The 11826-nt window shown below is 60.7% G+C and carries 12 protein-coding genes, 1 tRNA gene and 1 pseudogene; 4 read left to right on the top strand and 10 right to left on the bottom strand.

Annotation, left to right across the window (positions count from 1 at the left end; translation table 11 throughout):
* Positions 1 to 7 precede the first annotated feature (7 nt).
* The 4 genes from YWU_RS18080 to YWU_RS0102195 all read right to left on the bottom strand — a co-directional run bounded on the left by YWU_RS18080 (position 8) and on the right by YWU_RS0102195 (position 5243).
* Complete coding sequence (locus tag YWU_RS18080) at positions 8 to 319, bottom strand: hypothetical protein (RefSeq protein ID WP_156892679.1); 312 nt, start codon at positions 317 to 319, stop codon at positions 8 to 10.
* Between the two features lie 158 nt (positions 320 to 477).
* Complete coding sequence (locus tag YWU_RS0102205; RefSeq protein ID WP_027019182.1) at positions 478 to 1794, bottom strand: tRNA guanosine(34) transglycosylase Tgt; 1317 nt, start codon at positions 1792 to 1794, stop codon at positions 478 to 480.
* Complete coding sequence (locus YWU_RS14670) at positions 1791 to 4274, bottom strand: MMPL family transporter (RefSeq protein ID WP_051259919.1); 2484 nt, start codon at positions 4272 to 4274, stop codon at positions 1791 to 1793. Before YWU_RS14670 ends, YWU_RS0102205 begins: the two co-directional genes overlap by 4 nt.
* Before the next feature lie 93 nt (positions 4275 to 4367).
* Positions 4368 to 5243: a LysR family transcriptional regulator gene (locus YWU_RS0102195; RefSeq protein WP_027019181.1), complete on the bottom strand. Its 876-nt coding sequence runs from the start codon at positions 5241 to 5243 to the stop codon at positions 4368 to 4370.
* A 94-nt stretch (positions 5244 to 5337) separates the two neighbouring features.
* On the opposite strand from YWU_RS0102195, the gene YWU_RS0102190 reads away from it, so the two are divergent.
* On the top strand, positions 5338 to 6582 hold the full coding sequence (locus tag YWU_RS0102190) for an MFS transporter (RefSeq protein WP_051259918.1): 1245 nt from the start codon (positions 5338 to 5340) through the stop codon (positions 6580 to 6582).
* Here the strand turns inward: YWU_RS0102190 and YWU_RS14665 are convergent.
* From YWU_RS14665 to YWU_RS0102170, 4 genes are all read right to left on the bottom strand, one after another.
* A complete protein-coding gene (locus YWU_RS14665; RefSeq protein ID WP_084141566.1) occupies positions 6576 to 7304 on the bottom strand; it encodes a multicopper oxidase domain-containing protein in 729 nt (242 codons plus the stop codon). The two genes, YWU_RS0102190 and YWU_RS14665, sit on opposite strands and share 7 nt — an antisense overlap.
* Positions 7305 to 7484: 180 nt before the next feature.
* Positions 7485 to 7575, bottom strand: a tRNA-Ser gene (locus YWU_RS0102180).
* Between the two features lie 71 nt (positions 7576 to 7646).
* Positions 7647 to 8141: a nucleoside deaminase gene (locus YWU_RS0102175; RefSeq protein ID WP_051259916.1), complete on the bottom strand. Its 495-nt coding sequence runs from the start codon at positions 8139 to 8141 to the stop codon at positions 7647 to 7649.
* Between the two features lie 3 nt (positions 8142 to 8144).
* A complete protein-coding gene (locus tag YWU_RS0102170; RefSeq protein WP_027019178.1) occupies positions 8145 to 8687 on the bottom strand; it encodes a tRNA adenosine deaminase-associated protein in 543 nt (180 codons plus the stop codon).
* A gap of 38 nt (positions 8688 to 8725) precedes the next feature.
* Here YWU_RS0102170 and YWU_RS0102165 point away from each other — a divergent pair, with 38 nt between their 5' ends.
* Both YWU_RS0102165 and YWU_RS18315 read left to right on the top strand, forming a co-directional pair.
* Positions 8726 to 9757, top strand: a complete 1032-nt coding sequence (locus YWU_RS0102165) for a prephenate dehydrogenase (RefSeq protein WP_027019177.1) — start codon at positions 8726 to 8728, stop codon at positions 9755 to 9757.
* 186 nt (positions 9758 to 9943) lie between these two features.
* Positions 9944 to 10105 carry an Abi family protein gene (locus tag YWU_RS18315; RefSeq protein WP_169718867.1) on the top strand — a complete coding sequence of 54 codons (162 nt, stop codon included), beginning with the start codon at positions 9944 to 9946 and terminating at the stop codon, positions 10103 to 10105.
* 259 nt (positions 10106 to 10364) lie between these two features.
* Here YWU_RS18315 and YWU_RS0102150 read toward each other — a convergent pair whose 3' ends face one another.
* The gene (locus tag YWU_RS0102150; protein ID WP_205618276.1) at positions 10365 to 11003 is read right to left on the bottom strand and encodes a cadmium resistance transporter; all 639 of its coding nucleotides are present in this window, start codon (positions 11001 to 11003) and stop codon (positions 10365 to 10367) included.
* Entirely contained in the window at positions 10961 to 11320 is a 360-nt protein-coding gene (cmtR, locus tag YWU_RS0102145) for a Cd(II)/Pb(II)-sensing metalloregulatory transcriptional regulator CmtR (RefSeq protein WP_027019174.1), read from the bottom strand. Before cmtR ends, YWU_RS0102150 begins: the two co-directional genes overlap by 43 nt.
* Positions 11321 to 11483: 163 nt before the next feature.
* On the opposite strand from cmtR, the pseudogene YWU_RS0102140 reads away from it, so the two are divergent.
* A pseudogene (locus YWU_RS0102140) lies at positions 11484 to 11826 on the top strand (transposase); the annotation flags it as partial.

Raw genomic sequence — 11826 nt, 5'->3', positions numbered from 1 at the left:
TCACCGGTTATTGCCGCGATGCATCTCCGGTGATCTCACAGACAAAGCTACCTTCATCGGTCGCTATGTAATGTCCGGGTGCTCCATTTTGGTCAGTACACGGTTGTCCACCGGGATCATCATCGCGAATCACCCCCTCATTGTGATGGGGCTGCTCAATATCCGAGTGAGTAGCCCCTTCTTCCTCATGCTCGACAGAAGTAGCAGTTGAGGTGACGGTTTCCGTGGTTTCTTCCGAGGGCGATGCATCATCGCCACAGGCGGCGACAACAAATGGTAGCGCGAATACGACAGGGAGAATTTTGCTTCGATTCCGCATGAATCGGGTCCTTCCAAATTTCTAGAGAATGTTGAGATTTGGCGGCGCCCTTAGGTTACCTACGGGTAATCTGAAATTCGATGCCGCTATTCGGCTCAGTGTCACCATTACTCCCACTTTTACGGTGCCACACAGTTAATGAGCACCGAAAAAATTCTCTAAGTAAGGTTCTTTCCATTCGGACCTGCGTAGTAGCGCGTCATGAAGTCGTCACGGAACTCGGCGAACCGACCATCGTGGATCGACTGACGGATGTCATCGACTAGCGTGATCATGAAGTGCAGGTTGTGAATCGTACAAAGCGTTCCTGCCAAGTATTCCTTCGCCTTCAGCAGATGGTGAATGTACGCACGGGAGTAATTGAGCGAGGTGTACGAGGCAGTTTCCTCGTCGATCGGACGGAAGTCGCGCTTGAAGCGAGCATTCGTCAGCGTCATGCGGCCATCGCGGGTGTAGACGCCACCGCGACGGGCCAGCCTCGTCGGGGAAACACAATCAAAGGTGTCGGCGCCGGCGGCGACTGCGGCGAAGACGTCGTCAGGCTCGGAAATGCCGAGGAGGTGCCGGGGGCGGTCGTCGGGAAGCTCGTCTGTGCACCACCCGACAATCGTGCCCAGGTTCTCTTTCTCCAGGGCGCCACCGATGCCGTACCCAGCAAAGCCGCGGTGGCCGTTGGCTTCGAATTCGTCGGAAAGCGAAACGAGGCCCCGCGTCGCTTTACGACGCAAATCTTCATACTGCGCACCCTGCACAACCCCGAAGAGCTGCTGTTCAGGCCGGATTCCGTCGACAGGCATCGAACCGGAACCATAAGGCGCATGCAGGCCGGACTGGTTGCGCTCGGTCGACAAGCGGTTGTGTTCCTCCAGGCAGCGGCGGGCCCAACGGTGGGTGCGGTCGACCGATCCCTCCTGGTAGATGCGGGTGTTCATCAGCGTAGTCAGCTCGTCAAAGGCGAAGATGATGTCTGCGCCGAGCTGGTGCTGAATGCCCATGGATACTTCAGGGGTGAAGCGGTGAGACGAGCCGTCGATGTGAGAGCGGAAGGTCACGCCGTCTTCGTCGACGAATGCGTTGCGCTGCTTGCCCGGTGCGACGACATCGTCGTTCTGCAGGCCCTTCACGTCCATCGCGAGGGTCTTGCGGAAACCAACGCCGAGGCTCATCACCTGGAATCCACCGGAGTCGGTGAAGGTCGGGCCGTGCCAGTTCTCGAACTTGGTCAGGCCGCCATCGCCCTCGACGATGTCTTGGCCCGGCTGCAAGTACAGGTGGTACGCGTTGGACAGGATGGCCTGTGCCCCGGTGCCCCGAATCTGCTCTGGCGTCAGCGTTTTCACGGTCGCCTTAGTCGCGACTGGGATGAACGCGGGGGTCTGGATCTCGCCATGCGGGGTCTGGAGGACACCTGCACGTCCGGCTCCCCCTTCGAGATCCGCGGTCGGTTCGAAGCGGGAGGTGGAGTTTCCTGTCATTTACGGTGCCTTCCGGAGTTTTCAGTTGTCGGCCCGTCAATTGTGCCAGCGTCGGCGTCGGAGACCGAACCGGCGTTGACCTTCGCCAGAAGCTCCTGGCGGTGCTCCTCGATGCCCTCTCCTTCGACATCTACCTTCGGCAGGATCTTGTCCAGCCACTTCGGCAGCCACCACACGGACCTGCCCAGCAGGAACATCGCTGCGGGGATGAAGGTCATGCGGATGAAGAAGGCGTCGAAGAGAATCGCTGCGCCGAGGGCGAAGCCGAAAATCTTGATGAATGGCAGCGGCTGGCCGATGAATGCCACGAAGACGGTGATCATGATGATCGCCGCAGCGGTGACGACGCGGGCACCCAGGGAGAAGCCCTCGATGATCGATTCGTCGACTGCTGTGTACTTCGATCCTGGCTTGGCCTTGCCCTTGGAATGTGTGTAGTACTCGCGCATTCGAGAGACCAGGAACACTTGGTAATCCATGGCCAGACCGAACGTGACACCGATGAGGAAGATCGGCATGAACGAGATCAGCGGTCCTGGGGTCGGCACGATGCCCCACAGTCCCTCCTGCCAGAACAGGATCGTCAGGCCGAAGGCAGCGCCGACGGACAGGAGGAATCCGATGCCGGCAGTCAGCGGGACCACCAGAGAGCGGAACACCAGAAGGAGCAGGACGATCGCCAAGCCGACGACGACGGTCAGGTAGATCGGCATCGCTTCAGAGAGCTGATCGGTGACGTCCAGTTCGATCGGGACCAGTCCGGTCACGCCGGTCACCAGGCCGGTGGATGCCTCAATCTGAGACTGCTGGGTGCGCACGGCATCGATGAGCTGCGTCGTCGACCCGTCCAAAGCACCTGCCTTCGGCGTGAGGATCATCTGCGCGGCGGTGCCGGCCTCGTTCAGTCCGATGATCTGGATGTGCTCGACATCGACGTTGTTCTTGACCTGGTCCAGCAGGTAGCTAAAGGACGCGGTACGAGCGGCTTCTTCTCGTGAGAGGTCCGGGTCCATGGCTTGGATTGCGTCGGCAAGCGGTGCCAGGGCGGGAGCGTCAGGGTTGACGTCATCTGCAACGGCAACCACGATCATCGGCGCGTTGCGGCCTTCACCGAAGCCTTCTGCGATCAGCTCAGTCGCCTGGCGTTGGGTGGAGTCGTACTCGGCGGTGGCATCAGAGGGGATCGCCAGTTTCATTCCGGTGATCGGCAGCGACAGCGCACCGAGGGCGAGAATAACCACGACCAGGCAGGTACCCGGGGCCTTGTGCACCAGCTCGACCCACCTGCGGCCCATGGTCTTGCCGTTGCGAAGCGGGCGCGGGCGGCCCTTGATCGGGTTGCCGGCGACACCGGGAACGGCTCCCTTGAACAGCCGGTCCCCGAACACACCGAACAGTGCCGGCACCAGCGTCAGGGAAATCACCACTGCCATACCGACGGTGATAGCTGCGGAAATACCCATCATCGACAGGAACGGAATTCCGGCAAGCACCAGAGCTGCCAAGGCGATGAGCACGGTTAGCCCAGCAAACACCACCGCAGAGCCGGCGGTGGCCACAGCCAGTCCCGCCGCATCTGGTTTGTCGATACCATCGCGCAGGTCCGCTCGATAGCGGGCCATGATGAACAGCGCGTAGTCGATACCGACAGCCAGGCCGATCATCACAGCCAGAATCGGGGTGACGGAGTTGAGCTCAGAAAACGCCGTCATGAACACGATGCCGAGGGCACCAATTCCCACGCCAAGCAGCGCAGACAGCAGCGGCAGCCCAGCAGACACCAGCGAGCCGAACGTGATCACCAGGACCACGAAAGCTACGAAGATTCCGATGATCTCAGAGAGGGCGCCGATCTCTACTGGGTCCATGAAACCCGGGCCGTTGGCCTCAACTTCAAGGCCGGCTTCGCGTCCAATGTCCATCGCGTCGAAGACCGCTTGCCGGTCATCGGGAGCAATTTCGGTCTGGACGACCGCGTCGAATGAGAACATCGCGGTGCCGTATCGGCCGTCGTCGGACAACACTCGCAGGGCGTGTGCGTCCTGTTCAGCGACTTCCGGTGACATTCCGGAGGAGGTGCCGGCTTCGATGATCGCGTCGCGCATGATGGGGGCGAACGTGACGGGGTTCTGCAACTGTTCGTCGTTGCCCATTCCGTCGACGTTGTCCCGCACGTAGGAGACCACGTCTTCCACGGCCTCGGTGTATTCGGGCTCTTCGAGGGTTCGTCCCTCTGGTGCGGCGAATACAAGGTTGACGGTCATGTCCGTCATCGGGTCGACTGCCCCGTCGAAGTTCTCCAGCATGAGGTCGGAGGCCTCGGTGGAGGGGGCATCTTCGATGACGAACTGGTCGGTGAATCCCTTCTGGAATGCTCCGGCCAACCCGCCGATGATCGCGAGTAGCAGCACCCACGCCACGATCACGGTCTTTTTATGCAGGTACGACCATCTACCCAGTCTGAACAGAACCTTCGCCATGCCCGCCACCCTTTCCATTACAACAGTCAACATCGTACGGAACTCGAGGTGAAGTTAGAACAATTAGACCCAATGCGCTTCCCGACGCCCACCTCACCTCCCACTTCCCCACTCTCCGACGAATCGCGCAAAACGGGCTACCGCCGGTGGCATCCCTCTGTTTGCAGAAACAATCATCCCTGCCGTCCGGGTAACCGGTGCCGCGAGCGGGATCTGAGCGACAGACGTTGACGGTGGAGTCTCGACGGGCATGATGGCCGCGCCAGCGCCGGTGGCGACCAGCGCCCGCAACGTGGACATCTCGGTAACCTCCATCGCGATGTGAGGGCTAACGCCGAGATCCCGGAAGAGTCGATCGGCGATCTGGCGGAGTCCGTATTCGGGTCGGAACATGACGAACCCGAGACCATGAAGGTCCTCGGCAGTCACCTGTGACCGCCCGGCCAACGGATGCCCAGGTGGAACAGTGAGGGCAAGCGGTTGACGGACAAGTTCGGTCCAGATGACATCGCCAGTCTCGGGCCGGGGACTGAGGAACCCGATGTCGGGACCGCCATCACGCACTGATTCCAGGACATGGTCCGCCGGTCCGCCGTCGAGGATGAAGCGCACACTCGGCGCGATCGAGCGGTAATCCTCGATGAGCGATGGCACGAGCCATGAACCAAATGACGTCACGTAGGACAGCGAGACCACCTCTTCCTCCGGATCTTGCAGTGCCGCGAGCCGAGCCTTCGCGTCCTGAAGTTCAGAGACGATCCTTGCTGCATGGGGAACGAGGACCTCACCTCGTGCGTTGAGGCTCAGCCGTCGTCCATTGCGGTCGAACAGCAGGTGTCCGAGATCCTTCTCTAAGCGTGCCAAGGACCGGGACAGTGCCGGCTGAGAGATACCCAGGTGATCGGATGCGTGGGTCATGTTCGGTACGCGGGACAGTTCCAGGAAGTTCTTCAAGTCATCCAGTTGCACGGGTTCAATTATTCCCTGTTATGCACTTTTTGCATTACATCCTCCCGCAGAACGTATTTACGTCAGGACAGCCAGGCTTTTACAGTTAATCCTCATGAGCAACGCGAACACTGTGGGCACCACCGGGTCCGGTGCATCCTGGCCCGGTTGGGAGAAGGGCTCTTCGGAGTACCGCAGGATCCTGATTGCGCTGCTCGGAGCGGGTATTGCGACGTTCGCCCAACTCTATTCGCCGCAGGGCGTGCTTCCGCTGGTCGCTGCGGACATGAATGTCGATGCCTCCAGTGCGAGTCTCGCGATCTCCGCGGCAACCGCTGGCTTGGCCCTGTCGGTCTTGCCCTGGTCACTAGTCGCCGATCGCATCGGGCGAATTAGGTCGATGCGGATCGCTTTGGTGCTGGCCGTCGGGATTGGACTCCTCGTGCCGTGGGTGCCGTGGTTCGAAGCATTCATAGCACTGCGTGTCCTAGAGGGAATTGCCCTCGGCGGCATTCCTGGAGTTGCAGTGGCCTACCTCAGTGAAGAGGTCTCAAAGAAGGCAGCCGCCATTGCTGCCGGCACGTACGTCTCCGGCACGACGATCGGCGGGCTTCTCGGACGCATCGTCGCCGCCCCCATCGCCGACGCCTTCGACTGGCGCATCGGCACCTTTGCCGTGGCCGTCCTGGCGGCTGTGGCAGCAGTGGTCTTTTTTGTAGTGACGCCGGAACCACAGGGGTTCGTCGTAAAGCGGGTCTCACCGAGCTCAGTGTTCCGGGCGACCGCTGCGCACATGAAGAATCCCCGGATGCTCATGATCTACGGGCAGGCATTCCTGCTCATGGGCGGTTTTGTGACGATGTACAACTACCTCACCTTCCGCCTAGAGACACCGCCATTCCTGCTTCCGGTTGGCCTGGCGAGCCTGCTGTTCCTGGCTTACCTTGCCGGCACCGTCACCTCTCGCATCGCGGGCGGACAAGTCATGCGGTTCGGGCGGAAGCCAGTGCTGTTGGTGTCCATCGCAGTGATGATCGCGGGCGTCCTCATGACGCTGGCCTATTCCTTGCCCTTCATCATTCTCGGTCTGGTCATCCTCACCGGCGGATTCTTCGGGGCGCATTCGGTCGCCTCAGGATGGGCGGGAGCTCGCGCTGAGGAGAACCGCTCGCAGTCCACGTCCCTCTATAACTTCTGGTACTACGCAGGCTCCAGCGTTTTCGGCTATCTCGGGGGATTCGCATTCGTCGCATTCGGCTGGGCCGGCGTGGTCGGCATGGTCACTGCGATGGCAGTTATCGCCGCGATCTGGGCAATGCTCGATCCCGGCGACGCCCACACCTCCAGCGACCGTCAGTGATGCCCACGCCCGTGGGGCCCACCAACCGGCGGTAACCGTTCGGGCACCTCGTCGCCAGGATCGATGACCACGAACTGGCCCATCATCCCTTCGTCCTCATGCAGCAGCATGTGGCAGTGGTACATATAAGCGTGGTGAGGGTCAGCGAAGTCCTCAAAACGCATCAGCAGCCGATAATCGCGGTTCGGTTCCAAGTAGACCGTGTCTTTCCGGCCTGCCATTTCCGGCAGTGGCGCTTCCTCGTCGATGCTCAGGACTAGAAACTGCACGTCATGGATATGGAAACTATGCGGCACCGGCTCCTGGCTCCGAATTTCCCAGATCTCAGTGTCACCGACGTGCACAACCTCGTCGATACGCTGCATGTCCATGCGTTCGCCGTTGATCTCCCTGCCGGCAAGCATGAATGACCGGGTCCGGGACACCTCTGATTCGTGTAGTTCATCCTCTTCCGCATGAACCGATCTCGGCCACGTCGCTTCTGGGGATGGCGTCAGCACCTCAGCCCCACGTAATTCCAGGACGTCAAACGAATCACCGCCACCCATAACTCCAGGTACGGCAACTCCTCCCAGATCCACTTCCTCAGAACGCAGACGTACCGTCTGGCCGGGACGAAGTTCCACTAGGGTCTCTGCGCGCTCTCCCGGTGCGAGCCGAAGTGGACTCTGCGGCTGCACTGGTTGTTCCAGCAATCCACCGTCCCCAGCGATAACCGTCATGGGAGCGTCTGAGACATTTTTAAATAGTCCAACGAGTTATTGCAGCATTCCGCGCGAGGGTCGCCAATTCCAGCCAGAGTCGACCAATATTCAATAATTGCGGATAAATACGCCGGCCACCCCACCCCAGGTTCGGACATGAAGAATCCCCCTTCCCGAGATATCAGGAAGGGGGATCAATGGCGGTGGCGGAGGGATTTGAACCCTCGGTTGGGGATTACCCAACACTCGCTTTCGAGGCGAGCACCTTCGGCCGCTCGGACACGCCACCGTCAAGAAACATTACCGATGCCCCCGAAGACGGCCAAATTGCCAGGTCACGGCGAAAATGACCCCATGAAATCAGACGGTCCCGGACTCCTGTCGCTTCGCGCGGAAAAAGCTCGGCAGCAGGTTTGCGCACTCCTCCGCCAGCACCCCGCCGGTGACCTGAGGCGTCCAAGGATGTGCAGGCTCACGAACCACGTCAGCGATCGACCCGCACGCCCCGGTCTTCGGCGACCACGCTCCGAACACAATGCGGCCGACCCGAGCCATCACGGCGGTCCCTGCGCACATCACGCACGGCTCCAGGGTCACGACCAGCGTGCAATCCTCCAGCCGCCACCCATCCCCGTGTGCCGCCGCAGCTTCACGTATCGCAATGACCTCTGCGTGTGCCAGTGGATCAGAATCCGCTTCCCGACGATTAACGCCACTCCCCAACACCCCACCATCAGGACCGACCACCAGTGCACCGACCGGAACATCCCCGTCTGGGGTCCCTGCAGCGACGGCAATGGCCTGGCGCATCAGATCTTCGTCACGAAGCTCCCGAGAGGGACGCGGCAGGGCCATCCGTCAGTCTTCGTAATCGTCGTCGTCACCGTCGCCATCGACAGCGTCGGAAAGCTCGTCCTCAAACCCCAGTGCCTCGGCGATCGACTGCAGCTGCTCGGAGGCCCACAGGTCTGCATCTTCACAGACAACGGCCAGGACCTCCTCGGACAATCCGACGTCAGCGAGAATCGCCAGATCCCCCTCAGGCCATCCGGCAGTGTCGTCCAAGTCCTCATCGGCGATATCCGGGACATCAATATCCAGCTCATCGAAGACATCTGCGGCGATATCGTCGGTGACGGCGGCGGTGGCGTCGGAAAGCAATACCTTCACCGACCCGGGAACGGGTCGGACGATAATGAAGTAGTCATCATCGATGTTCAGCAGACCGAACGAGGCGCTCTCTGCCCGCAGGCCGCGCATTGCAGTGACGGCCTCCCCCACGGAATCGAGGGCGGAATCGTCCAGTTCGGACACCTTCCAGCCCTCATCAGTGCGGACGACGGCCACTGCGTAGGAAAGGTCGCCGTCGGCGGAATCCCGCCCCTGATCATTGGTGCTCATAGCCACCAACGCTAGTCGGATTATGTGATGATTGACAGATGGAACCCACCAACGTCTGCATCCTGGGGATGGGCCTCATCGGGGGATCACTTATGCGTGATCTGGCCGCCGACGGGGCCCCGGTTTTCGGCTGGAATAGGTCCGCCGTGACCGTCGATGCTGCCCAAGCAGAGGGCTTCGATGTCAGTGGCGATCTGCCCACGACGCTGCGTCGGGCCAATGAGTCCCAGGCACTCATCGTCATCGCCACTCCACTGTTCACCGTCGGCGACATCCTCGATGCCATCGCCGAGCACGCCCCAGACTGCGGCATCACCGACGTAGTCAGCGTGAAGACCGCCGTGCAAGAGGAGGTGAACGCACGTGGCCTGCAGGACAGTTTCGTCGGCTCGCACCCGATGGCCGGCCTAGCCGACGCCGGGTGGTCCGCCACCCTCACTGGGCTGTTTACGGGCGCGGCATGGGTGGTCACCTACGACACCGCGGAGGCGGCGCTGCGCGACGGTACAGAGCCATCCGAGCACTGGTTGACGGTATTCCGGCAGGTCGTCGAACTCGCATTGTCGGTGGGCTCCGAGGTTGTCCCAGCGCGGTCCTATGACCACGACCGGTCCGTCGCACGAGTCTCCCACGTGCCGCACGTGCTGGCCCGGGCACTATCCCTGGTCGGCGAATCCGGTGGACCGCTGGCCTTTTCTTTGGCGGCGGGCTCCTACCGTGATTCCACCCGGGTGGCAGGCTCTCCTCCAGACCTGGTCCGAGCGATGTGCGAGGGCAACACCGGCCCCGTTGTCGAAGCCCTAGACGAGCTCCTGGCCCATCTGGTCCTGGCCCGCGACGAGTTGGTTGAGCACGGGACCGTCGAGACGCTAGCTATTTCCGGCACCGAGGCCCGGCTTCATTTCGAAGAACTTGCCGGCCGGACCTCACATGGCGGCTCCGAGTCGAATCGCCCCGTGGTGGCGGTAGACCTGCATGCTCCTGCCGGAGAGTTGATCACCGAACTCCAGCGCGCGGAGAGCGAAGGTGCACGAATCGTACAGCTGGATTCAGGCACGTCAATCCGCTAAAGTCAGCATCAACAAGACCCGCCAAGGCTAGGCTCATCGCAGACGATGGTTCCTCAAATAGGCGGGTTTCTTTTGTCTAAATTGCCGTTCACTAAGCCTCCTCTCGAACTCAACGATCAAGTAAACAGACTGCAGGATCGCGGTTTGCAAGGCGACACGGCAGCCATCAGGTCAGCCCTTCTCCGCATGAGTTATTACCGCTTCTCTGGATACTTGTGGTGGTTCTACGAAACGCACCAGTGGGAAAAGATCCGAGTCGGCACCACAGTTGACGATGTACTTGAGCTGTACGAGTTCGATAACAAACTCCGACTGCACGTCATGAGTCTTGCGCACTCCGAAACGTGAAGAGCCGGTTTACCTTGGGGAAACTCATTTTAGTGGGCATGCAGCACCTGATGGAACTTGGTGTGAAGAAGAGGCAAGCTATATTTTCCGCGTAGAGTCGCCCCCTCCATCCAAGAAAAGCGGCAAGAAACGAAAGAAGAAGCGTGGAGGCTGTGACTTGCAGCTTCGTTTGGCGGTTTTTCCGCGGCTTCGAATGGCGGTTCAGTCGACGCCGATGGCAACACCTGGATAGGCCACCCGGGCGCTCGGGATGGGCTTATTAGAGGCCGAAGGCGCCGCCGCTGACGAGGATGAAGATGCCCAGGCCGATCAGGACGATCGGGAACAGCACGTGCTCCCAGCGCTCAAGGACTTCTGCGATGGGCGGGCGGGTGGCCACAAACTTTGCCAGCAGGACCAGGCCTGCCACCAGGACGAGGAAAACGATGCAGTAGATGATGACGGCGGCAGTGTCCACGTTGAGGAAGACCGGGACGTAGACGCCGATATTGTCGCCACCGTTGGCAAACGTCACACCGGCGACGGTCAGCACACCCACCTTTTTCCCGGCGATCTCCGCATTATCATCGTCGTCATCATCGCTTCGCCAGGCCTGCCAGGCCGCCCATAGTCCCAGGGCCAGGGGAATTAGTCCGAAGTACGGGATCGCCTCAGCAGGTAGGAATGCTCCTGCCCCCAGCGTGACCAGGACTGCGGCCGCGAGGATGCCCATGAAGCCGAGGTACTGACCAGCCAGAATCCGAAGCGTGGTCCCTTTTTGCCCCGCCCCGCGGGCAAAAAACAGCGAGAGCACGATGATGTCGTCGATATTGGTGGCGATAAACAGACCAATCGCCGACAGTAGACCGGTTACCACTACGCACTCTCCTGTCCAGTGACACACCCAGGTACGGCGCATCCGGCGTCGATGCATTCGGCGTTGTCATCGACGGCCAGGGTGATATCCAGCAACGCGTTCAACGCCTGCGCCAGATGAGCATCAACGATCTCGTAGCGGGTCTGTCGCCCCTGCGGTTCGGTGACAACAATTCCGCAGTCCCTCAGGCAGGCGAGATGGTTCGACACGTTCGAGCGCGTCAGTTCCAGATCCTGGGCGAGAGCGGCCGGGTAGGCCGGCCCCTCCAGCAGCGCCAGGAGAATGCGGGAACGAGTCGGATCCGCCATGGCCCGACCCAACCGGTTCATCACGTCTAGACGAGAAGCAATAGTCAGCATGTGCTGAACTATACAGCTGTTGCTGAACTAACTTCGACATGGGGTGGCGTCGTTGCCAGAGGTCGTCTGCACTTTCAGGCTGAGGCCTTCACTGCGCAGGAAGGAAGCGGCTGCCTAGTTGGCGGTGTTCCCGACGTGATTTAAAGGTGAGGGCTATTGCCGGGTCGTGCATCTGGCAGCGGACAAACTGACCAAGACCCGGCAGCGGATCCAGCAGGCCACGTGTGGGCATCGCGGCAGGTCCGGGGATCCGTTGTACGGGATCCGGCGGATCATGCTGACCCGGATGGAACTGCTGACCGAGAAACAACTCACCAAGCTGAACACTGTGTTGGCGGTAGAAGACCACGCCGCGGTGGACGTGACTCACCACATCTATCAGGACATCATCGCCGCGTACGGGCATCCGAACAAGAAGATCGGGAAACGTTGGATGTACAAGGTGCTGTGTCGGATCCGCACCGGCCTACCAACAGGGGTCCAAGAGCTGGGGCAGTTGGGTAGAA

Origin of the sequence: Corynebacterium sputi DSM 45148, from assembly GCF_000427865.1 — a bacterium.
In the GTDB taxonomy this organism is placed as follows: Bacteria; Actinomycetota; Actinomycetes; order Mycobacteriales; family Mycobacteriaceae; genus Corynebacterium; species Corynebacterium sputi.
This window is presented reverse-complemented; position numbering and strand designations above follow the sequence as displayed.